At 67.0% G+C, this 23,989-nt stretch carries 14 protein-coding genes; 10 read left to right on the top strand and 4 right to left on the bottom strand.

The window, feature by feature from the left end; all coding sequences use genetic code 11:
- Positions 1–3 precede the first annotated feature (3 nt).
- On the bottom strand, positions 4–3,273 hold the full coding sequence (locus tag Mal64_RS18445; RefSeq protein ID WP_146403084.1) for an AsmA-like C-terminal region-containing protein: 3,270 nt from the start codon (positions 3,271–3,273) through the stop codon (positions 4–6).
- A 183-nt stretch (positions 3,274–3,456) separates the two neighbouring features.
- Positions 3,457–4,554, bottom strand: a complete 1,098-nt coding sequence (tilS, locus tag Mal64_RS18440; RefSeq protein ID WP_197525878.1) for a tRNA lysidine(34) synthetase TilS — start codon at positions 4,552–4,554, stop codon at positions 3,457–3,459.
- Between the two features lie 913 nt (positions 4,555–5,467).
- On the opposite strand from tilS, the gene rny reads away from it, so the two are divergent.
- From rny to Mal64_RS18400, 8 genes are all read left to right on the top strand, one after another.
- Positions 5,468–7,018: a ribonuclease Y gene (gene rny / locus Mal64_RS18435; protein ID WP_146403080.1), complete on the top strand. Its 1,551-nt coding sequence runs from the start codon at positions 5,468–5,470 to the stop codon at positions 7,016–7,018.
- A 122-nt stretch (positions 7,019–7,140) separates the two neighbouring features.
- Positions 7,141–7,947: a TIGR00282 family metallophosphoesterase gene (locus tag Mal64_RS18430; RefSeq protein WP_146403078.1), complete on the top strand. Its 807-nt coding sequence runs from the start codon at positions 7,141–7,143 to the stop codon at positions 7,945–7,947.
- A 205-nt stretch (positions 7,948–8,152) separates the two neighbouring features.
- Positions 8,153–9,412, top strand: a complete 1,260-nt coding sequence (locus Mal64_RS18425) for a lactate racemase domain-containing protein (RefSeq protein WP_146403076.1) — start codon at positions 8,153–8,155, stop codon at positions 9,410–9,412.
- 108 nt (positions 9,413–9,520) lie between these two features.
- Complete coding sequence (locus Mal64_RS18420; protein WP_197525877.1) at positions 9,521–11,104, top strand: DASS family sodium-coupled anion symporter; 1,584 nt, start codon at positions 9,521–9,523, stop codon at positions 11,102–11,104.
- A 258-nt stretch (positions 11,105–11,362) separates the two neighbouring features.
- Positions 11,363–12,184 carry a hypothetical protein gene (locus Mal64_RS18415; RefSeq protein ID WP_146403072.1) on the top strand — a complete coding sequence of 274 codons (822 nt, stop codon included), beginning with the start codon at positions 11,363–11,365 and terminating at the stop codon, positions 12,182–12,184.
- A gap of 357 nt (positions 12,185–12,541) precedes the next feature.
- Positions 12,542–14,251 carry an AAA family ATPase gene (locus Mal64_RS18410; RefSeq protein WP_197525876.1) on the top strand — a complete coding sequence of 570 codons (1,710 nt, stop codon included), beginning with the start codon at positions 12,542–12,544 and terminating at the stop codon, positions 14,249–14,251.
- A gap of 17 nt (positions 14,252–14,268) precedes the next feature.
- A complete protein-coding gene (locus Mal64_RS18405; RefSeq protein WP_197525875.1) occupies positions 14,269–17,595 on the top strand; it encodes a tubulin-like doman-containing protein in 3,327 nt (1,108 codons plus the stop codon).
- A gap of 68 nt (positions 17,596–17,663) precedes the next feature.
- A complete protein-coding gene (locus tag Mal64_RS18400) occupies positions 17,664–18,761 on the top strand; it encodes an EAL domain-containing protein (protein ID WP_146403068.1) in 1,098 nt (365 codons plus the stop codon).
- Between the two features lie 59 nt (positions 18,762–18,820).
- Here Mal64_RS18400 and Mal64_RS18395 read toward each other — a convergent pair whose 3' ends face one another.
- Positions 18,821–19,183, bottom strand: coding sequence for an STAS domain-containing protein (locus tag Mal64_RS18395; RefSeq protein WP_146403066.1), 363 nt, complete (start codon positions 19,181–19,183; stop codon positions 18,821–18,823).
- Between the two features lie 75 nt (positions 19,184–19,258).
- On the bottom strand, positions 19,259–19,825 hold the full coding sequence (locus tag Mal64_RS18390) for a PSP1 C-terminal domain-containing protein (RefSeq protein ID WP_146403064.1): 567 nt from the start codon (positions 19,823–19,825) through the stop codon (positions 19,259–19,261).
- Between the two features lie 305 nt (positions 19,826–20,130).
- Here Mal64_RS18390 and bioB point away from each other — a divergent pair, with 305 nt between their 5' ends.
- Together bioB and Mal64_RS18380 are read left to right on the top strand one after the other, a co-directional pair.
- Entirely contained in the window at positions 20,131–21,171 is a 1,041-nt protein-coding gene (bioB, locus tag Mal64_RS18385) for a biotin synthase BioB (protein WP_146403062.1), read from the top strand.
- A 239-nt stretch (positions 21,172–21,410) separates the two neighbouring features.
- A complete protein-coding gene (locus tag Mal64_RS18380; protein ID WP_146403060.1) occupies positions 21,411–23,942 on the top strand; it encodes a DUF11 domain-containing protein in 2,532 nt (843 codons plus the stop codon).
- Positions 23,943–23,989: the final 47 nt, after the last annotated feature.

The following is a 23,989-nucleotide window of genomic DNA, read 5'->3' as shown; positions in this document are numbered from 1 at the left end:
ATATTATTGCACGTAGTTGCCTGGGCTGGTGGGGGCGGCTCGCGCGGGGGCCGGCCCGGCCGTGTAGGGCGCCGCCGCTCCCGGGGCGCCCCGGGGCGAAGGCTGGAAGTCGTTCTGGATCTGCTCGAGCATGTTGCCGACCACCGGCAAGGTCTCACGACGGATATCGGGCTTGTCGGTGGTGCCCAGCACGCGAACGCGCCAGAACTGTTCGCTGGCCTGCCCAACGAAGTTGCGCAGCACCGGTATCGCCAGCTCATTGCGTCCGACAAGGCTGTGGAACACGAGGTTCAGCTCGCGGTCGAATTTGGCCTCGCCGCGGCCGTAGAGGCTCACCGCGTCGCCCAGCAGGTCGAGGTCTTGGAACTCGATCACGTCGCCCCGGAGCGTGAACTTCGACTCGCAGCGGTTGAACGCCGTGGCGTCGGGCGTGCGGTTGCGCAGCACCTTGAGCATGCTGACCATCAGCGGCAGCTCGTAGACCTGGGCGTCGGAGATCGTCATCTCGCCGCGGCCCTCAAGGCCGTAGATCGACGGCCCGTCGCCCCGCAGTTCGAGCCGGCCGTCGACTCGCCCGGTGAGCGACTCCTGCCGCTGCAAGTACTCCGAGGCGAAGCGGGCGAGGTCGGCGCCTTCGATCGTCATGGCGAGGCCGTACTTCGGTCGGCCGGCGTGCTCCAGTCGGGCGTTGAGCCGCAGCTCGCCGCCGTACGCCTTGGCGGTTGCGGCGGGGGCGGGAGCGATTCGCTGCTTGTTGGCGGCGCCCTCGCCGATCAAGAACTCCGCCCCATCGGCCCACAACAGGCCGCGTGCTTCGGTCAGCTGCACGTTGTTCCAGAACAGCGAGTCGAAATCGAAATCGCCCCCGGTGCTCACCTGGCGTCCGTCGCTCGAGCCGCGCAGCCGCACCGTGCCGCAGAGGCCTTCGATCGGCAGGCCGGCGTTGATGTTCGCCTGATGGCAGTCGACGCCGATGTCCCACGATGTGGTGAGCTGCGGCGCGGCGTTCGACGCCTGGACCGCCTCGAACGCGCCGCCCGAGAGGCCGAAGCCCCCCACCGGCTTGAGCCTCTCGATCACCCCGCGCAGCCCCGCCGGAGCGGCGAGCATCAGGTCGTGATTGAACGCCAGCCGGTCCGCGCTGAGCCCCTCGAAACGGAGCCGCCAGCCGCCGTTGGGCAACGCCTGCCACGCGCCGTTCGTTCGGAACGAAGTCGCGCCGTGCACGGCCCTCACCTCGGTCATCGTCAGCGCGTCGTTGTACCACTCGAACTGGCCGTCGACCTGGTCGAGGCGGTAGCGGGCCGAGCGATCGGAGAACGCCGGCTCGATCGACACGCTGCGCCCCGCGGGACGCAGCGACACGCGGATGTCGGGTCGCGGTTCGCCCTCGAGGTGCGACACGTGGGCGGCGAAGTCGACTTGGCCGCGCGGCAACAGCCCGGCCCAGGCCGTCTGCACCCCCTCGGGGAGCGCTGCGCGGAGCCGTTCGTCGAGCGGGATCGTCTCGCCGTGGAAGTAGAGCATCAACCGGTGCGAGTCGTCCTTCGGCGCCAGCCCGCCGTGGCACGACACGAGCTTGCGGCCCGCGGCGTCCTTGCTCTCGAGATCCGTGAACTCCCAAACGTCGTCGCGGAGACGCAGATCGCCGTCGACGTGCTGCAACGGGTAAGGGAACCGGTCGTAGCTGAGCTCGCAGTCGCGGAGCCGCATGTCGAGCGCGATGTCGGGCTTCGCCTGATCGACGCCGGTGCGGTCGGCGCGCCAGTGGATGTCGACCCAGCCGCGGGGGTGGAGCGACTCGATCACGAGTTTCGCCTTGTCCTCGGGCAGGGCGGCGAGCACCGCGGGGGTGACCGGCGTCGACTCGCTGTCGATCGTGATCCAACCGACGGGCATCGGCTTGACGGCGGGACCCGGCAGGCCGAGTCCGTGCAACTGTGCGCGGATCTGAACCGGACGCCCCTCGACCTGGGCGGTCAGATCGGCCGCCAAGCGACAGGGGGGCAAGCCGAGCGGGCCGACCGATTGCGCCGCGTTGGTTTCATCGGGCGCGACCGTCAGCCGACCGGTTCCTTGGGTCAGGCGGTAGTCGAATTTCTCGGCGTCGCGGAACGACACCCGGCGGCAATCGATCGTCGCCTCGGGGCGCCAGCGGGCGCCGTCGAACGCCACTGACGCGGTCACGTCGACCACGCCGTGCGGGTCGAACCTGGCGAGCAGCCGTTGGGCCGACTCGGGGAGACCCTGGCGGGGTAGCCGGTCGAGGTCGAGCCCGTCCACGCGGCAGCGGGCGGCGAGGGGCGAGAACAGCGACCAGCCCTCCCGGTTGCAGGCCGCCACGAAGTGGGTGTCGCCCAGCAGCCCCTCGAGCCGAGCGACGCTCAGCCGCTGGTTGTCGCACGCCCCCTCGATGCTCAGATCGGTGATCGGTGCTCCCAGCCGGGGGTGGCGAATCGTTCCTTGCGACACCCGGAAGTTGGCTCGCCACGCGAGTGGGGCGGAGGACGAGGGACGCGACACGCTCAAGCCGCCGTCCAGCAGGCCGCGCAGCTCGCTCGGCGCCAGGCCCAGGGGAATCGCGGCGGGCAACCACGCGATCAGCGAGTCGGAAATCGCGAACCGCTCGGCCTGGGCGTTTACCGACAAGGCGCCGCTCGCCGCGTCGAACTCGCCGCTCGCCTCGAGCCGAGCGGCGATCACGTCGTCGGCGCTCGCCTCGAACCGGTAGTGCTCGCTCGGCGGCGCGCCGGGCTTTTGCGTTACGGGCGTGACCTTAAGGTTCACGTTCTGCACGACCCGCGGCGGTTTGCCGGGGGACGCTTCGTCCTCGACCAGCAGCGTGGCGTCGGTCACGGTCACACGCGGGGCGCAGTCGCCCTCTTTGGTTGACTTCATGGCGGCGAAGTTCCACTCCCCGCCCGGACGTCGCACGGCGTGCAATCGCGGCCGCTTGAGCACGACGTGCTCGACGCTTGGCTTGCCGCTCAGCAGACTGCCGACATCAAACTCTCCTTGCAGCCGCACCTCCTCGACAACGAGCACCGGCCGCTGTCCGCCCGCCCCGACGCGTTCGGCGAGCTCGACGTCGTACATCACCACGCCGGAGCCCGTGACGAATCGAGCCGATCCGACCCGCACCGCCATGTCGGGAAAGCTGGCGGCGATCGAGTGCTCGGCGATGCGGCGGGTCTCTTCATCGAGCCGCAAGTAGAGGTACGCCCCCAGTCCGAGCGCAGCCGCCACCCCGAGGGCGATGACCCCCTTAAACACGGCCCAGAAGAAATTGATCAGTCGCGTGAAGATGGCGGCGTAAGTCGCGTGAAGACTTGGGGTTGGCCGATGGGACCATCGGTTTGCGCGGGATAGTAGGCCTCGGGCTCCGCACGGGTCAAGACGACACGCGTGGCGGCCTGCCGCCGCGGTGCTAGCAGCCCCACGGCGAGGGTCAGAATCCTACTGACCCCGCTTCGGCGCCAGCACCATGGCTCGGCGGCCGCCGCGACCCTCCACCAGGGCGTGAATCGCCCCCGGCATATCGCTGGCGGCCGAATCCCCCCGAGCGATCGCTAGCAGTTCGGCCCAATGACGGGCGGCCATCGCCCCCTCGGGCCAGCCCGCCCGCCGCCACGCGAGCTTGATCGCCTCGCGCGCCAGCAACGCTGACGCCTCGGACAACGGCTCGCAAGCGAGCCGCACAGCACCGGGGCTGCCCGCCGGCATCTGAGCCAATTCGAGCAAACGCGCCGCCTCGGCGGCGATGAAGAGCTGGGCCTCGGCCGCCTGCTCGGCAAAGCGAAGTACCGCCTCGTCGACTCCTTCCCCCATCCGCTCGCGGATCTGAGGCAGCAATTCTCCACGGAGCCAGTTGCGGGTGAAATGACGCGAGTCATTCGACGAGTCGTGGCGGTGGTCTTGGCCGAGCCGCTTTAGATACGCGAGCGCATCGGCGCCCTGTAGGCCGAGCATCGGCCGGACGACCGTGCAGCTGGGGCTCAACACCCGGCAGCGGGGCGTGCCCGCAGCGCCTCCGAGCCCTGCGCCACGCAGCAGGCGGAACAGCACTGTTTCCACCTGGTCGTCGGCCGTGTGGGCCGTGGCGACGAAACGAGCCCCCAGCCGATCGGCCGCGGCGCGGAAAAACGCGTATCGCTCGTCCCGGGCCGATTCTTCACTGCGGGCTTCGCCCTGAGCGGAATCGGTCTCGAGCGGCAGCCCCAATTGCGAGCAAAGCGAGGCAACGAGCCGCTGATCGCCCTGTGATTCTTCCCCGCGCAAGGCGTGGTTGAAATGGGCCACGATCAGACCGCCCTTGCCGGGCCTAGCCCGCGCAAGCGACGCCAACGCTCGCATCAACGCCAAGCTGTCGCCCCCCCCTGAAACGGCGACCAAGACGTTCACATCTCGCCATTCGGCGGCGGGCCACGCCTCGGCCACGGCCCGCTCGAAGGGGTCGCCTGTCGGCTCAAAGCAGGCTTCGGAGTCGCGTGGCGGGTGGCTCAATACGGTGTGTGTTTCTTGGGTGCGTTGGTTCCCCGCCGGAAGCCAACCCATCGCGTTTTCAGGGGGTCCCATGTTGCGGCAGGGTTAAGAATTGGTTACATTTCGTCCAGTTTGATCGCTACGTCGCAACCCTAATCACTATAGTGATTTGGGACGACCGTCGGCCTCGAATCTCGAGCTCCCGACGAGGCGTGAAACGCGTGCTTCTCGCTTTCTCCCGCCGCTGGCAAGATTGCCCGCCGAGGGAGTCTTCACGAGGGGCGACGCGTGACCGAAGAGTGATCAAACCGCGTCCGGATTCATTGCTGTCATCTTTTTTATCATCTGGATCGTGAGCCGGTGGCGGGCCAAGCTCGGCGCCGAACAAAGAGTCGCACAAGGGAATCTTCCCACTTTGACACGTACTGTACAACCAACGTTCTCCCTGCTCATGATGGGGCTGCTCTCACGGCTGCTCGCTGCGCTGCTAGGCGTGTGCGATCGTGAGAGCGCCGAGGCCGGCTTGCGACGCGAGCCCGGCCTTTGTCCTCATCAAGCCACCGCGGCTACCAGCTCTGCCGGCCACGCCTTTGGGCAAGCCCGCAACGCTGATTGCCGTCCCCAGCGGGGTTACCCCCTCGGCGGTCCGCCGGGCGACTCCTGGTCGCCGCCGGTGATGGGCTGGAGAGATTGGTTGGCGTCGGCAGTTAGCTGAAGACGCCACTGGCGCTGCGTTTCAATGCGGAAGTTCGCTTCGCGTCGGCCCCCCTAAAGGGTGAGCCGCTCGCGGCGGTTTCTTGTTCGGTTCTGCACGAACACCGTTCGCTGGTTAGCGACACATGATTTTGGCGCCCGTTGCGCTCGGCGATCGATCGCCGCTGCAGCTAGGTCGCCCCGACCAGAATCGTATTTCCCCGGACAACGGCAACCGGCCGGCACGACGCCGCGCTCGCCTCGCCACAAGTTAGAAAACACGGTAGCGACCATGGAACCGATTTTAATGCTGGCGGGATTCGCCGCTTCAGCGGGCCTCGGCATCGGCGGCACCTTGCTGCTGGGCCGCCTGCGCAAGTGGGACGCCGAGAAGGAAGCTTCGCAGATCATCGAGCGGGCCGAGATGCAAGCCCAGGCTCGTCACAAGGACGCCGAGATCGAGGCCAAGGAATTGGCCATGGCTGAAAAATCGAAGATCGAGGAGCAGATGAACAGCGTGCGGCAGCAGCTGCACGAGCGTGAGCGGCAGCTCGACAAGCAAGAAGACGTGCTACAGAGCCGCGCCTCGCAGCTCGAGAAGCAGGAGAAAATGGTCGAGAGCAACCAGCGCCGCCTGGCCGAGCAGCTCGAAGACGCCGGGCGCCGCCAGTCGGAGCTCGACGACCTGCTGGACGTTGAACGTCAGACCCTGCACCAACTCAGCGGCCTCAGCGCCGAGGAGGCGACCAAGCAGCTGTTGGAGCGGCTCGACACGGAGCTCGCCAACGAGCAGGGCGCCCGCATCATGCGTGCTGAGAAGGCCCTGGCCGAGAAGTGCGACGCCAAGGCCAAGGAACTGCTGATCACCAGCGTGCAACGCTTCGCCGCCGCCCACACCGCCGAGGCGACCACGAGCACGGTCGACATCCCCAGTGACGAGATGAAGGGCCGCATCATCGGCCGCGAGGGGCGCAACATCCGCTCCTTCGAGAAGGAGACCGGTGTCGACGTCATTATCGACGACACGCCCGGCGTGGTGATCGTCAGCTCGTTCGACCCCGTGCGCCGCGAAGTGGCCCGCATCGCGCTGGGCAAGCTGATCGCCGACGGCCGCATCCATCCCACACGCATTGAAGAGCTGGTCAAAGAGACCGAGGTCGAGGTTGAGGGCGAGATCAAGCGGTTCGGCGAGGAAGCGGCCCAAGAGGTCGGCGTCCACGGCCTGCACGACAAGGTGATCCACCTGCTCGGCCGGCTGCGCTACCGCACGAGCTACAGCCAGAACGTGCTGCGGCACTCGATCGAGGTCGCTTTCGTCACTGGCCTGTTGGCCGAGGAGATGGGCTACGACGGCGACTTGGCCCGCCGCGCCGGCCTGCTGCACGACATCGGCAAGGCGGCCGACCACGACGCCGAGGGTGGGCACCCGAAGATAGGCGCCGACCTCCTCAAACGCTACGGCGAGAACGAAGTGGTGGTCCACGCCGCCCTCGGCCACCACGACGACATCCGCCCCGACATGCCGTACACCGTCATGTGCGCCGCGGCCGACGCCTGCAGCGCGTCGCGTCCCGGCGCCCGCCGCGAGACGCTCGACCGCTACATCAAGCGGATGCAGGAGCTCGAGGCGATCGCCACCGGCTTCCAGGGCGTCCACCAGGCGTTCGCCATCCAGGCGGGCCGCGAGGTGCGTGTGATCGCCAACACGAAGCAGACGACCGACGAGTCGGCCGCCAAGATCTGCCGTGACATCGCCCAGGCATTCGAGAAGCAGCTCACGTACCCGGGCGAGATCCGCGTGACGATGATCCGTGAGTCGCGTTTCACGGGCACCGCGAAGTAGAGCAGTAGAACAATGGACCAGTAGAAAGGAGAAGAAGGCGATCAGAAACGGCTGGCAGCACGAGCAATACGCTACTCGTCTTTCTCCTGCTCTCCTTTCTCCTGCTCTCCCTTCTAACTCGCATGCGATTTCTCTTCATCGGCGACATCGTCGGCAAGCCCGGGCGGGTGATCGTGCAGCGCGCTCTGCCGGGGCTGATCGAAGCCGAGGGCCTCGACTTGGTGATCGCCAACGCCGAGAACGCGGCTGCCGGCTCGGGCATGACGCCTAAGATCTACAAGGAGCTGATGGGCGCGGGGGTCGACGCGGTCACGCTCGGCGACCACGTGTTCAGGCGCCGCGAGATCTTCCCCACGCTCGAGAGCGAGACGAACATCGTCCGGCCCGCCAACCTGCCCAAGGAGGCGGTCGGGCGGCGCTGGGCCACCGTGACGACGAAGGACGGCACGCCGGTCGCTTTTTGCTGCCTGCTGGGCCAGCTCTTCATGAAGCCGATCGACAGCCCGTGGCGCGCCGCCGACGCGCTGCTGGCCGAAATGCCTTCCGACATCAAGGTGCGGTTTGTCGATTTCCACGTCGAGGCCACCAGCGAGGCGCAGATCATGGGCCGCTACCTCGACGGCCGGGTGACCGCCGTGCTGGGCACCCACACCCATGTCGCCACCGCCGACGAACGCCTGCTGCCCGGCGGCACGGCTTTCCAGTGCGACGTCGGCATGACCGGACCGCACGAGAGCATCCTCGGCCGACGGATCGAGCGCGTGATGGCGGCCACGCTGACCGGCATGCCCCACCCGTTCGACGTGGCCGACGAGGACGTCGTGCTCAACGGCTCGATCGTCGACTGCGACCCCGAGACCGGCCTGGCGACGGCGATCCGCCGGCTGCGTGTCGACCAAACGCGGGCCGATGAATTGGCCCAAGACTGAGGCTGATTGCCGGCTAACCGTGGGAGGCGTCTCCGACGCCGATGACGCTCAGCCAGCGATCCATGGCAGGCATGCCGTTACCGGCGTCAAAGACGCCTCCCACAGCAAACTCTCACGATGCAGGCGGCGAGCGTCTGTATCGCGTGCGTGCAACGGTTGGTAATTTAATGGCATTCATTCCGCTTCTCGTATTCAGCAGCCCCCCATGACGACCCACTACGCCCACGGCGCCGCCGACGCCGTGATCACCGACGACCAGATCCGCGCGGCACTCGAGGAGACACTCGCCAAGCTCGGCCCGCGCGAACGGGTCTTGGCCGTTCCGCCCGACTACACGCGCAGCCACAGCTACGCCGGGCCGATCACCTGCATGCTGCACGACCTGCTGGGCGAGAAGCTCGTCGACGTGCTCCCCGCGCTCGGCACCCACTTCGCGATGACCGACGCGGAACTCGACGCGATGTTCCCCTCGCTCCCGCGCGACCTGATTCGGGTGCATCGCTGGCGCGACGACGTGGTGACGCTCGGCGAGGTGCCAGCCGACTTCGTGAGCGAGGTGACCGAGGGCAACTGGACCGAGGCGTGGCCCGCCCAGACCAACCGGCTGCTGGTCGAAGGGGGCCACGACCTGATCGTCTCGGTCGGCCAGGTCGTGCCGCACGAGGTGATCGGCATGGCCAACTACAACAAGAACATCTTCGTCGGCGCCGGCGGCGTACGCGGCATCAACGAGAGCCATTTTCTCTCGGCCGCCTACGGCATGGAGCGCGTCATGGGCCGGGCCGACAACCCGCTACGCCAGATCCTCAACCACGCCCAAGACAAGTTCTGCCAAGAGATGCCGCTGCTGTACGTGCTCACCGTCGTGAGCGACGGCCAGGTGCGCGGCCTGTACATCGGCGACGACGTCGACTGCTTCGAGCAAGCCGCCGCGTTGTCGCTCGAAGTGAACTTCGATCTTTTGCCCGAGCAGCCGAAGAAGATGGTTGTCTACCTCGACCCCGAGGAGTTCAAGAGCACCTGGCTGGGGAACAAAGCGATTTACCGCACTCGGATGGCGATCGCCGACGACGGCGAATTGATCATCTTGGCGCCGGGCGTGCGCGAGTTCGGCGAGGACCCCGAGATCGACCGCCTGATCCGCAAGCACGGCTACCGCACCACGCCGGAGGTCCTCAAGAAGGTCGAAGACGACCCCGAGCTGCGGGCCAACCTGTCGGCCGCCGCACACCTGATACACGGCTCGCCCGAAGGGCGGTTCAGCGTCACCTACTGCCCGGGCAAGCTTTCGCGTGAAGAGATCGAGGGCGTGGGCTACCAGTACGGCGACCTGATCAAGTCGCTCGGCAAGTACGACCCCAAGCAGATGCGCCCCGGCTGGAACGGCGAAGGGGACGACCGCTTTTACTACATCGCCAACCCGGCGTTGGGGCTTTGGGCGCACCGCTCGCGGCTGCCGGAATAACCACCCCCCTGTAGGGAACGCCCTCCGTGGCGTTCCATGCCCCTGCGATACGGCTGGTACTTAGGATCCGGAACGCCACCGAGGGCGTTCCCTACAGAACCTTTTCTCATGCCCGAATCCACTTCTCCACAAGCCGAACCGCGCAACCTCATCCGCCTGTGGTTCTGCGTGGCGGTCGGCGTGGCGCTGTGGTTCTCGCCGGCGCCGGAGGGCCTCAGCACGCCGGCGTGGCACACCGCCGCCGTGTTCGCGGCGACGATCATGGGCTTCCTGCTGCGGCCGTTGCCGATGGGGCCATGTGTCATGATCGGGCTGCTTGCGCTCGCTACGACCGGCGTCTTCTATGATGCGAGCCATCCCAATTCGCAAGCGGCCATCGCTTGGCGAGACGTCATGGGGCTATCAAATCCTCAGACAATGACTCCATACGCAACGAACGGTCTGGAAATTCCCTCTTGGCAAGTACGTTTGAAGGAATCCTTCGCCTACTCCCTGACCGGATTCGCCAACACGACCGTCTGGCTCGTCGTCGCCGCGTTCCTCGTCGCCGGGGCGATGATCCGCACCGGGCTCGGCCGCCGGATTGCGCTGACGATGATCAGCCGCCTGGGCGGCACGACGCTCGGGCTCGGCTACGCCATCACGCTGGCCGAGCTCTGCCTCGCCCCCTTCATCCCGTCGAACACCGCCCGCGGCGGCGGCGTCATGGCGCCGATCGTCAACTCGCTGTCGCACGCCTTGGGCTCGACGGCCGAAGAGAACCCACGCCGGGCGGGGGCGTACCTCACTTTGGTCGGCGCCCACGCCAACCTCATCGCCGCGGCGATGTTCCTCACCGGCATGGCCGCCAACCCGCTGGTGAGCGCCGCCGCCAGCGACGTGTTCGGCGTCCAGTTCGGCTGGGGCCGCTGGATCCTGGGGGCGTTGGCGCCGGGGCTCGTGAGCATGGCGATCTTGCCGCTGTTCATCTATGGGGTGTGCAAGCCGCAGGCCGATTGCTCCGGCGCCGCGAGGGAAGAGGCCCGCAGCGAATTGCGCGACATGGGCGCCTGGACCCCCAAGCAGGCGACGATGGCCACGGTGCTCGCAGGCATGCTGCTGCTGTGGGCGACGGGCCCGCTGCAGAAGGCATGGCTCGGTGCGTCGTTGCCCACGGCGATGGTGGCATTGTTGGGCGTGGCGGCTCTCGTTGTGCTGGGCGTCGAGCGCTGGAAAGACGTTATCGGCAACGCCGCCGCCTGGGACGCGCTGATCTGGCTCGGCGGGTTGGTGACCATGGCCTCGGCGCTCAAGGCGACCGGCTTCGTCGCCTGGCTCGCCGACCGGGTCGGCGCCGAGGTGACCGGCCTGCCGCCACTCACCACGGCCATCGTGCTAGCCATCGTCTACTTCTATTCGATGTACGCCTTCTCGATGCTCACGGGCCACATCCTGGCGTTCGCCGCGGTCTTCTTCTCGGTCGCCCTGTCGGTCGGCGCCCCGCCGCTGCTGATGGTCGCGCTGGTGGCCTACTTCTCGAACCTGTGCGGCTGCACGACCAACTACTCCAGCGGCCCGGTGGTGATCTACTACGGCCTGGGCTACGTGTCGGCCAACCGCTGGTTCGCGGTCGGCTGGTTCGTCTCGCTGCTGCACCTGGCCGTGTGGTTAGGCGTGGGTCTGCCTTACTGGAAGATGTTGGGGTGGTGGTAGGCGGCAGACGCGATTTTTAGGACTAAGCCGCCGATCCGCATTGCGATTCTGATGTAAACCTATGCCACAAAACAAGTTAGAAAGAAATTTGGTCATCTGCCCCCAGCTAGGAAGACGGTAATTTGGGCGATTTACGATGCCCCCTAGTGCGGGGGTCCGAAAATTCGTGTAATATTAGTAATCGCATCAATAACGGTCTCGCGACGCGCAAGGCCTATAACCACCGGTTCCATTCCTCCGTCGAGAAGCAACAAGAAGATGAACAAGAATCTCTTCGTGACGTCGCTAGCTCTGCTTGCAATGTCGGGCGCCTCGCTCGCCAACGCATCGGTCTTCGACTCGTTTGTCATTCGTGACAGTGGCGGCACTCCGCCCTCGATTCTCGCCAACAATGCTTACGTTCCCGGCGCCACGGAGTTCGTGATTTCCGCCAGCGGCATGAAGGCGGGCTTGGGCTCGAATGACATCAACGGTTCGACGATTGGCGACATCACCCAATTGAGCATCACCCGTCACGACGACACGACGCGTTTCACGGCCGGTTCGGGACCCGCCGTGGCCCCTTACTTCAACGTGTGGGTCACCGACGGCACGAACTACGCCGTGATCGCCAACGAGCCCTCCAACCCCGCTTTCCAGTCGCTGTTCACCACGAACGGGGACGGCAGCAAGACCTACGACCTCAGCTTCGCTGACATCTCGGGCACGGTCGCCAAGGTCTACGAGACGCCGGGCTGGAACACTAATTCCTCTTGGGTGCACACCTTGTTCGGCCCCGACCCGCTGACGTTCGGCGACCTGGCCTCGCTCACCATTGCCCCGCCGCCGGCGAGCTACATCCTGAACGCCGCCAACGGCGTCGGTTCCGGCGCCCCCGATGTATTTGGCTCCCACGTCGCCTACGGCTTCAACTGGGTGTTCGGTGACACGCTGTCGAACTACGTCTCGGGCGCCGAGGGCTACGTGGTTTCTGACTTCAACGCCGCCGCCGCTTCCGGCGGGGCGATCCCTGAGCCGGGCATGCTGACCGTGTTCGGCATGCTGACGGCTATGGGCTTGGTCGCCCGGCGCCGCTCATGATCTATTGCTGATCCGCTCTTTCGGATCATGCAGAGTAAAGCGAAATTATCCAAGGCTTAGTGGGACACACGTCCCACTAAGCCTTTTTTTATGGGCCGCCCGAGAGCCGCGGGCGTCAGGGCCAACGCGAGGCCATCAACCTCGCATGACAGGCCACGCCTCTGTCGCGTCGGCCGAGCGGCGCCGGTTCTCCGGCCTGTAGCGGCTCTGCGGGCCGCTCTGTGGCGAGCTTGGTCCGGCGAGCGCCCGTGGCGCGCCTCTACGGGGGTCCACAGCTCTGGGTGACCTATTGTTGTAGCGACCCCCGAGCCCCCAACCGCGCGCCCTCGTGGCCCGCGCCCCGCCACACCACGCGCCATGACCTCGCACGAAAACCCTTTGGAAACAGACCTCGGCCTCAGCGACCTGTTCACGGATGAAGTCTTCACGCCGCGTGAGCCGCAGTCGGTCGAAGAGACCGGCGTCAGCCCGATCCTGATCGAGGGTTTGGTCAGCAAGCTGCTCTTGCAGATCGGCTCGGCGGCGGGACGCGACATCGCGAAGCGGCTCGCCATCCCGTTCGGAGTGCTCGAGCCGCTGCTCAACGGCATGCGTACGCGGCAGCTGTTGTTCCACCAGGGGCAAGCGCAGTTTGGCGACTACGTGTTCGCGCTCACCGATCAGGGCGCCGACCGGGCGTCGGCGGCGATGCGATCGTGCAGCTACGTCGGGCCCGCCCCCGTGCCGCTGGAAGATTACATCTTGTCGGTCGAGGCGCAGACGATCCGCGCCGAAGCCGCCCGCCGCGAGCAGCTCGTCGAGGCGTTCAGCGACATCAGCGTCGAGCCCGAGATGCTCGAGATCCTCGGCCCGGCCGTGAACTCCGGGGCGGGGCTATTCCTGTACGGCCAGCCCGGCAACGGCAAGACCACGATCGCCAAGCGGATCACCAAGTGCTTCGGCCGGCACATCTACATCCCGCACGCGATCATCGAAGACGGCCAGATCATCAAGCTGTTCGACGCGGCGTTCCACGAGGAGATCCGCCACGAGAACGAGTCGTTGCTCTCCGACAACACGGGCGACCCGCGGTGGGTCAAGATCCGACGGCCCACGGTGGTGGTCGGCGGCGAGCTGACGATGGAGAGCCTCGAGATCCGCCACGACCCGCTGACCAACATCAGCGAGGCGTCGCTGCAGCTGAAGAGCAACTGCGGTTGCCTGTTGATCGACGACTTCGGCCGGCAACGGATCGAGCCGACCGAGCTGCTCAACCGTTGGATCATCCCGCTGGAGAACCGCTTCGACTTCCTGTCGCTCGCCAGCGGCAAGAAGATCCAGGTGCCGTTCGACCAGTTGATTATCTTCTCGACGAACCTCGAACCGTGCGACTTGGCGGACGAGGCGTTCCTGCGTCGCATCCCCTACAAAGTGGAAGTGGGAGACCCCTCGGTCGAGGAGTTCCGCACGCTGTTCAAGTACGCCTGCGAGGCGGTCGAATGCGCTTACCGCGCCGAGGCCGTGGACTACCTGGTTCAAAAGCACTACCGGCCCGTCGGCCGCCCGCTGCGGCGTTGCCAGGCCCGCGACCTGTTGATGCAGATCCGCAATTACTGTGCTTACACGGGCGGGCCCGTGGAGCTGCGACCGGATCACTTGGACCGGGCCGTGAGGGCCTACTTCACGACCGTCGCCGAGCCGACCCCCGAGGCGGCGCCGCTCGCCGCCCCGCCAGTCTCGTCGGCCGCCGAAACGCCTACGCCACCGACGCCGGCATCGCCATCGCCGTCGCCGAGGGCATCGGGCGTGCAGCCGACCGTGCCGCAACCTTCCCAACCGAAACCGTCGCCGTCAAAGACCGCCGCGCCCGAGCCAGGCAACCCCGGGTCGGCGCCCCCCACCCCCGGGGCTTCGAATCCTGCGTCGCCGCGTTCGGCGTCGACGAGCCCGGTGTCCAACGCAGCCGTTTCAACCACTGTGCCCACCACTGCGCCCACTGCAGGACTCCCATCGGGGACGAAGCAGGAGCCCGCCGCGCAAGAACCGGCGGGTTCGGTCGCGGCGGCGTGCGTGGCTGAGAACGAGTGAAAGAGCGAGAACGCGAAGTGAGCACCCCGCACCAACCACCAACGCAGCTCCTGCCGGGCTACACCCTGATCGAGCACATCGGCTCGGGCGGCTACGGCGAGGTGTGGAGCGCGAGCGCACCGGGCGACTTGGTCAAGGCGATCAAGTTTGTCTACGGCGGCCAGTCCGAGAAACGCGCCGAGCACGAGCGGCACGCCCTCGAGAAGGTCAAAACGGTCCGCCACCCGTTCGTGCTGTCGCTCGAACGGATCGAGGTGATCGACAACCGCCTGCTGGTCGTCACGGAGCTGGCCGACGGCAGCGTGCGCGATCGCTTCGACGCCTGCCTCGCCACTGGGCTTCGCGGGGTTCCGCGCGACGAGCTGCTGCGGTACTTGAGCGACGCCGCCGAGGCGCTCGACTTCCTCAGCACCGCCCACCAGCTGGCCCACCTCGACGTGAAGCCAGAGAACCTGCTGCTCTTGGCGGACCGGGTGAAGGTGGCCGACTTCGGGCTGGTCAAGAGCATCGGCCAAACCCAGGCCTCGCTCGTCGGGGGCATGACGCCCGTCTACGCGGCGCCCGAAGTGTTCAAGGGCGCGCCCGAGCGCAACAGCGATCAGTACAGCCTGGCGATCGTTTACCAGGAGATGCTCACCGGCGCCGTGCCGTTCCCCGGCGAGAACGCCGCGGAGCTGACCCTGCAGCACATGAACCACGAGCCGAATCTCGCCTCGCTCGAGTCGGGCGACCGTTACGCGATCGCCCGCGCCTTGGCCAAGGACCCCAACGACCGCTACGCCTCGTGCCGCGAGCTCGTCGAGGCCCTGGTCAACTCGGAAGAAGGCGCCGGCTTCGACGCCGCGCCGAGCGCAGGGGCGCCGGCAGCCGCGCCGCCGAGAGCCAGTCGCCACAGCGCGACCGAGGTCTTCGAAGAAGAGGAAGACGCGCAAACGAGCGGCGCCGCGCCGATCTTGATCGCCGAGCTCGAGCCGGCAGCCGCCGCGGCAGACGCCGGCGCCGCGGAGTTCAGCGCCGAGGGCTTTGCCCCTTCGCCGGCGCTATTTGTGGGGGTTGGCGGCTCGGCGGGACACGTGTTGCGTTGCCTACGCCAAGGCGTGGCCCAGCAGTTGGGCGTCGACCGCCCGCTGGCCACCATGCCGATGCTGCTGCTCGACACCGACCAGAAATCGATCGCGGCAGCCAACCGCAACCTCGACCTCGGCGGCGGGCTCACGAGCGAAGAGACCATGCTGCTGCCGTTGCGGCGGCCGCAGGATTATCGCGAGAAGGCCGAGCTGTTGCTCGGCTGGCTGAGCCGACGCTGGCTGTACAACATCCCGCGTTCGATGCAGACCGACGGCATCCGTCCGCTGGGACGCTTGGCCTTGATGGACCACGCCCGCCAGGGGTTCCAAAGGATCCGTCGGGCGATGACCGAGGCCATCAGCGAGGAGAGTCTCCGCGGAGCCGAAGAAGCCACGGGGATCGCCTTCAGGCCGGACGCGTTGCGTGTCTATGTGGTTGGCTCGATCTCCGGAGGCGCCGGAAGCGGCATGCTGCTCGACATCGCCTACGCGATCCGATCGATCCAGGCGCGGCTCGGCATCGAAGAGGTGAAGCTGCAGGGCGTGCTGCTGCACTCGACCGGCCGCGAGGCGCGCCGCGGCGAACTCGCGCGGGTGAACGCCTACTCCTGGCTAACCGAATACGCCCACCTGCACTCCGAGGGAGTCGCCTTCCCGGGCGACAAGTGTTGCGGGCTGCCGGCCCGTGAAGCGGGCGAGCGGGCGTTCGACGACACCTACCTGGTGAACCTCGGCGAGCGACTCGACAACGCCGCGCTCGACGCCGCCGCCGGCGAAGTGGCCGACTACTTGCGGCTCGACACGCTCACCCCCACCCAGCGACTGCTCGACGCCTGCCGCGCGGCGGACCGCGACGACGACCGGGCCGCCACCCTGCGAACATTCACTGTGGAGCGCCGCCGCGCGACGCCCCAGGACGAACGACGCCGCCAGGAAGCCTCGGTCATCGACCTGCTGATGCGCCGCTGGTTGGAGCGAGCCGAAGAGCCTTCCGACGCCGACCCCGGCACGCCGGCCACGAGCCAGATTGTTCACGGGGCCGCACAGTTCGTCTCGCGGCATCAACTCGACGCCACGGGTCTGGCGGGCGCCTGCCGCTCGGCGCTCGAAGCGCGACTCGGCGGCGACGCGCAGGCTTACTTCGCTTCGCGTCAGCAGACACTCCAAAAACTGGGCCGCAAGCCCAACCCGGCCGCCGTCGAGCAGGCGCTCGGCGTGGGACTCGATGAGGAAGGGCGGCTGACGGTCGTCGACGGCCAGCCGGTCGCCGACTTAGCGCAGCCGGTCGCCGAGCGTCTCACCAAGGCGCTGCGTGACTGGATCTGCGAGCGGGCGAACGATCCCACGGAGCGGCTCTTGGGAGCCGACGCTGCGACCGAGTGGATCGGCGACCACGTGACCGCCGTCGCCAAAGATGTCGCACGCCAACGCCAAGCACTCGACGATGAGCTGCAAGGGGTGGTCCAGCATTGGAAGCGGTTTTACACCGATTCTCATGACGGCGCGATGATGCGTCTTTTCCGGCTGCGGCTCGACCAGGCCTCCTTCGAGGCCGCCGAGAACACAGTCGGGCGGCTCGGCGTAGCGGTCGAGCGTTTCGCCGAAGGCTTGGTCTCGGTGCGTGGCCTCCTCGAAGAGCTGCGTGCCTCGATCGTCGAAGAGACCAGCGAGGCGTTGGTCGTCGACGGCGAGCCGTTCGAATTCCAGCAGTCTGCACGGTGGGCCGACGCGCTCGATAAGTTGATTCACAACGACCATCTCGCGACGCACGGCGGTTTGCTCGGCTCACTGGCGACCAAGGCTTCGGCCGAAGAGCTGGGCGCCTCGATCACCCACGCCGCCCGGCGCCTGCTGGGCGATCGCGGCCAAGCGTCGTCCGCCGAAGGATTGGAAAAGGCCGGCCGATCGCCCTCCGACGGCCTACCAACGCCCGCTTGGGCCGAGCACGGCGGCCACTACTGGCGAGCCGTCGCGGGCCCGCCCGCCGAAGAGAGCGCTGACAACGCCGACGGGGCCAACGCTCCGAACCGAGTCGTTCTCAATGACGGCGACCACTACCAGTTGGTCGAAGTCGGCGGCGTGTCGATTCCCCACCTCGCCGCCGAAGTGATCGGCAGACGCCGTGACTACACCGAGCTCGCGCGACGCGTTCACACGCGCCGCGACATCGACTGGACGCCGCTGATCCCCGAACGCGTTGAAGACAAGGACGATCCGTTTGCTCCCGCTGATTCGTCGCCGCCCACCTCGACGCCCCACGCCACCCAGTCGGTCTGATCGCCGCTTGCCGAGCGTCACGCCACGCTTCTCCCAACGCCTTGCACTTGTCACCGCATGACGCCCCCGTGATCGAATCCCCCTCCCAAGTCGATACCGAGCTCTGGCAGCTCAGCGGCCAACTGGCCGACGATGACGTGGTGCGCAACTTCGTGATCGATCACTCGCCGTACAGCGTCGGCCGGACGCCCGAAGCGAACCTGTCGATCCCGTGCCCCACGGTATCCAACGCACACGCCGAATTCGAGTACGACAACGCCTCGCTGCTGGTCCGCGACCTGGGGAGCACGAACGGCACGTTTGTGAACGGCGTGCGGATCACGGGCGAATGCTCGCTCAATCCCGGCGATCTGGTGCAATTCGCCCGGGTCGTCCTGCGCGTCGCACGGCAGGCGACCGTGCGGCACAACATGACCGTGGAGAACGACTCCTCGGACCGGGCGCTCTCGTTGATCCAGTTCGACAAGCTGATGACCGAGCGGGCGGTTGTGCCTTTCTTCCAGCCGATCGTTTCGATGGAAGACCTCACGGTGATCGGCTACGAGATCCTCGGCCGCAGCCGGTTGTTCGGGCTCAAGGACCCGCAGACGATGTTCGGCGTGGCGGCGGCGCTCAAGCTCGAGTCGGAGCTGAGCCGCATCTTCCGCGACGAGGGTCTCAAGGTCGGCGACATCTTGCCCGGCAACATGCTGCTGTTCGCCAACACCCACCCGGCCGAGATCGACGAGCCGGAGCTGCTGAAGTTCTCACTGCGCGAGCTGCGTGAGCGGTCGCCCGCCCGGCCGCTGGTGCTCGAGATCCACGAGGCCACGGCCACCCAAACCGAATCGATGCGCGAGCTGCGTGCGGCGCTCGACGACCTGAACATCGGGCTCGCCTACGACGACTTCGGCGCCGGGCAGGCGCGGTTGGTCGAGCTGGTGGAGGTGCCGCCCGACTATCTCAAGTTCGACATCAAGCTGGTGCGCGACATCCGCCTGGCGTCGATGGAGCGGCAGAAGATGGTCGAGCGGTTGGTGCAGATGACGACCGAGCTTGGCATCATCCCCCTGGCCGAGGGGATCGAACACGCCGGCGACCACAAGGTGTGCGAGCAGATGGGCTTCGTCACCGGCCAGGGATACCTGTATGGGCGTCCTGCGGCGGTCGGGACATACTTGCACTAACAGCCCGGCTTGAGCCAACAGCTCGGGGGCTGATTGCGGGGCTTAATGCCCGCGGAGCCCTAGCCGAAAATGCCGCGCTTGAGAAACGCTTTACGCGCGGTCTCTTCGTCCTTCTCGATGTCGAAGAGCTTGTCGAGCCGCGTGATCTTGAAGACCTCTTGGATGTCCGGCGCGATCGAGCAGAACTTCACTTTGACCTTGAACTCCTTCGCCTTCTTGTGAACCTTCACAAGCTTGCCGAGCATCGAGGAGGACATGAACTGCACCTTGGCAAAGTTGATCACCACACGCTCTTCCACCGAGTTGTTCAGCGACGTGAGCAGCTCTTGCTCGAGCTGCTCGATGCGTGACTCTTCGAGGAGCCGGGCGTCGTCGATGCGCACAAAGAGGATGCCGTCTTTGGCGTGAGAGGCGATGGCCATGGGGCGAGTCGGTGGGATTGCGGGGCGGGGCAGGGGGGTCCGCACCTAGTTTAGCAACTTTCCGCGTGGGAGCGGCTACTTGGTTGAGCAGGCGCTGGCGACCGCACAGCCGGCGCAGGTCGAGCAGCCCCCGCCGCCCGTGGCCTCTGCCGTGCCGCACCCCGGTCCGCACCCTTCTTCCAGGGTTTCGGTGAATTGTCGGAACTGGGCCCGTGACTCGTAAGCCTCGGCCAATTCGGCGGTGAGCGCCTCCACCTCGGGCGGTGTCGGACCCAGGAAGTGGAACCACAACGACGCGCCATCGAACAGGTGCTCCACGTCGACTAGCACGGCGTCGAGCCCGCGGCTCTCGATCAACTCGACACAGGCGGCGTAGGCGGCGTCGCGGTTCTTGGCGACCCGGGCGGCGAGCAGGTCGTCTTCCGTGGTCATCCGTCGCAGCAGAGCGCCATCGGGCTCGGCGGCGCCGCTTTCACTGAGCGTGGAGCGGCCGAGACCGTCGTCCGCCGTGAGCACTTCCCCTGTCTCGAGTCCCCGCTCGGTGCGCACAATCACCCGATCGCCTGCGGCGTAGCGCACCGCGTCGGCAGAGCGGAAACGCCCAACGCGTCCAAAGGCGCCGATTCGCACGAGGTGCGTCATACAGGGGGGTGAGGAGTCGGGGTCGTGAGGGATCAGGGACGAACCCCTAGTTTGACGGAATTCTCGCTCGGGGGATACGGCTTATAGCCGGGCCAGCCGGGGGATTTCTGTATTGCCGAGAGGGTTAAAAACCTGCACGCCGGGCGGCTGGCGCCCCTCGCGAAGCTTTACCGGTCCCCTCCCGTACCTGGTTTCTTCCCTAATCGCCTTCCTGCGAGGGACGCGCTCTTGGCGGATGGGCTTGAGAGGCTCGCGGCTGGCTCCGATACTAAGGGGTCCAGAAAATACTACGCCCCGGAGTCGCGATGACCGCCCTCGACACGCCGACCGCCCCCCCGACCGCCGCCAACCGCTGGCAGGCGCTCGCCGAGCAGTCGCTGCGAAACGAGCCACTGAGCCAGGCGCAAGCCATGGAGGTGCTCGCTTGCCCCGACGACGAGTTGCTCCTGCTGCTCGACGCCGCTTACCGCGTGCGACGCGAGCACTTCGGCCGCCGCGTGCAGCTGTACTTCCTGATGAACGCCAAGAGCGGCCTCTGCCCGGAAGATTGTGGCTACTGCTCCCAGTCGAAGATCTCGGACGCCGAGATACCCAAGTACAACCTGCTGAACAAGGAGAAGCTGCTCGATGGCGCCCGGCTGGCCGCCGAACGCGAGGCGAGCACTTACTGCATCGTGATCTCGGCCCGCGGCCCGAGCGAGCGTGAGGTGCGCGCTGTCGAAGAGATCGTTCCCGAGATCAAGCGTCGCCACGGCCTGAAGGTCTGCGCGTGCCTGGGGCTGCTCTCCGACGCTCAGGCCGAGCGGCTCAAAGCGGCGGGCGTCGATCGGGTGAACCACAATCTCAACACGAGCGAGTCGCACTACGAGAAGATCTGCACGACGCATACTTACAAAGACCGCGTCGACACGCTGCGCTCGGTTCGCACCGCCGGCATGGAGGTCTGCTCGGGCGGAATCATCGGCATGGGCGAGCGGCCCGAGGACGTGGCGGACATGGCGATCGAGCTGCGCGGCCTCGAGGCCGAGTCGATCCCGGTGAACTTCCTCAACCCGATCGACGGCACCCCGCTCGAGGGCGCTGCGGCGAGCGGCGGGGAAGACCTCAACCCGCGCAAGTGCCTCAAAGTGTTGGCCATGTTCAGGTTGGTCTGCCCGCGGAGCGAGATCCGTATCGCCGGCGGCCGCGAGATCCACCTCCGCAGCTTGCAAGCGATGGGGCTCTACGCCGCCAACTCGCTGTTCGTGGGCGACTACCTCACGACCGAGGGACAGCCCGCCGAGTCCGATTACCAGATGCTCGAAGACCTCGGCTTTGAAGTGGTCATCAGCGAGGCGCAAGCTTGACCGCTTAGCCCGCTAGCAAGCCGCCGCGTGTCACCACGCGTCGACGCAGAGCCCCCAGATATCCCGGTCCGTGCGACCGGGATATTTTTCTTGATAGGCTCAACCGGACCCCACCTGCCTGCCGATATCGACCGACAGCGGCTCGGCTTTGTCCGGCGCCGCGTTCCAGCACAACAGATGCGAAGGCACAAGGCCGCGCCGCCAAGCGTGGCTCCTCCCCTCGAGCAAGGAAGCGGACGATGATGCGGACTGGGATCACCGGCTTGATGCTGCTAGCAGTCGCCCTGGTTGCGACGCCGACCTTCGGCGCCGACTCTCCCAGCGGCGTGCAGCAGGCCTCGCTCGTCGAGAAGCTCGCCAGCCTGCGGAGTGGATGGGGCGAGTCGTCCGACGCGGACGACGAACCACTGCCGCCCGCGCCCGTCGCCCGAGCCGAGGGCTCGCCGCCCCTGACGCTGTCGGCGCCGTCGCAAGAGCCCGCCGCCATCCGCCCCGCGCCCACCGCCAAGCCGGCCACGTCTCGCTTGCCCCGGATCAATCCGCGCAGCCTGATGCCGCGCGACTTTTTCTCACCCAAGGCGCCGACCGCTCCCCAAGCCACGAGCCGCCCGTCGGCGCGGGCCGGCAGCACGCTCTCGGCGGAAAACCAGCCGGTCGACGCCCAGATGACGAGCGGCGGCCAGGCGCCGGCGGCGCCGACCGCCTCGCGGCGGAGCGCCTCGCTGCACGACGAGTTGCTCGGTCTGAGCGGCTCGGGCAAGAACCGTGTCAGCAAGTCCGACCCCGCTCTGGCGCGCAAGATCGCCGCCGACGTGGCCGCGAGCCTCTCCGCTGAAAGCGAGTCGATCGCCAACCAAGCCGACGAGTCGACCGGAACCTCGAGCCGCATCGACCCGGAGTCGGCGGCCGACGAAGCGCTCGAGATCATCGCCCAAGCGACCCGCGCGGTCGTGGGCCCGACCTCTAGCAAGAAGCCGACCCCCAAGCTCGCCGCCAACACTGCCGACCGTTACGCCGCAGACAAGAACCAAGGCCCGTTCGGCAGCGACACGGGCAACGAAACGACCCCGGCGTCCGCCACCGGCGGCGCCAAGGCGATTGGCCCCACGGGGGCGCGTCTGAAGGTTTCGCAAGATCAGGCCACGAAGACGCTGCCGCTGGTGATCGGCCAGCAGGCGCCCGCCATTCCGGTCGCCGCTCAACCGGCCAAGCAAGCCTGGGAGGCTTCGAAGTCGGCTGCCCCGGCGCAATCCGAGCCATCGCTTTCGGCTTCTCCCGCTGGCGAGCTCTCGGCCGACGAGACCGACCTGCTCTTCACCCAGAAGACGCCGTTGATCGTGTCGCGGGTGAGCGGGCCGCGTAGCATCGTGATCGGCCGCGAAGCGAATTACCGTGTGACGCTCGCCAACCGCGGCGAGGTCGCCGCCAACAAGCTCGTCACGCGTGTCAGCCTGCCCGAGGGCGTGGAGGTCGCCTCGACCAAGTCGTCGCTCGGCGCGGTGCGGCGCGACGCGACCGGCAGCGACACGAACGGCTCGCTCGAATGGGAAATGAGCGAATTCTCCGCCCGCGGCGCGGCCACGCTCGACCTCGTCCTGGTCGCCCGCACCGGCCGGCCGATCGAACTCGGCGTCAGTTGGAGCCACGACCCGGTCGACTCCCACACGCTGGTGGAGGTGCAAGAGCCGAAGCTCGAGATGAACATCTCCGGCCCGGACGACGTGCTCTTTAGCCGCAGCCAGCTGTACCGCTTGACCCTGTCGAACCCCGGCACGGGGACCGCCGAGAACGTGGTTCTCAATCTGCTGCCGCCCGGAACGGGCGAGCAGGCCGTGAGCAGCCACCCGTTCGGTTCGCTCGCTCCGGGCGAGAGCCGCTCGGTCGAGATCGAGCTGACGGCCCGCGAGGCGGGCAAGCTCGCCGTCAAAGCGAGCGCCCTGGCCGACGGCGGCGTGAAGGCTGAGGCCGTAAAAGAACTGTTCTGCCGCAAGCCCGACCTGGTGGTCGACTGGCGCGGCCCGGAGAAGAAGTACTCGGGCGTCGAGGCGACTTACTACTTCCGTGTCCGCAACCAGGGCACCGCCATCGCCAACGACGTGACCTTCGACGTCGACGTGCCCGAGGGCTTCGAGTTCCTCGCGGCGAGCAACGACTCGGTCTCGAATCCCGACGAGGGCAAGGTGACCTTCCACGTCGGCTCGCTCCGCCCGGGCGACGACCACTACATGGAGCTCCGCGGCGTGGTTTACGCCGCCGGAGAGAACCGCTTCGGACTCAAGGCGGCGTCCGCCGACCAAGTGGCCACGGCGCTCGACACGGCGACGACCATGGTCACCGCACTGGCCGACCTGAAGCTCTCTGTCCAAGACCCGAAGGGCCCGGTCCCGACCGGCTCGGAGGCGGTGTACGAGATCCGTGTCAGGAACCGCGGCGCCAGCGCGGCGGAAGAGGTGAAGGTCGTCGGCCTGTTCTCGGCCGGCATCGAACCGCTGTCAGCTTCCGGGGCGTCGACCAGGGTCGAGATCAACGACGGTGTGGTCTCGTTCAACGAGATCGGCAGCCTTCCGGTGGGCGAGGAAGTGGTGTTCACCATCCGCGCCAAAGCCAACGAGCCGGGCACGCACCTGTTCCGCGCCGAGGTGCTCTGCAAGGACCTCGAGATCAAACTGGCCGCCGAAGAGACGACCCGCTTCTTCCGCGAAGAAGGGATCAACCTCGACGGCGCGCCGCGTTCGGCCGGCATCAGCGACCGCTTCGCCACGCCTCGATGATTCGACTCACCACGGAGAGCACAGAGGACACAGAGAAGATCAGCTAG

The organism is Pseudobythopirellula maris (assembly GCF_007859945.1).
Classification (GTDB): domain Bacteria; phylum Planctomycetota; class Planctomycetia; order Pirellulales; family Lacipirellulaceae; genus Pseudobythopirellula; species Pseudobythopirellula maris.
The sequence above is the reverse complement of the archived record's forward strand: the minus strand, read 5'-3'. Positions and strand labels throughout refer to the sequence as shown.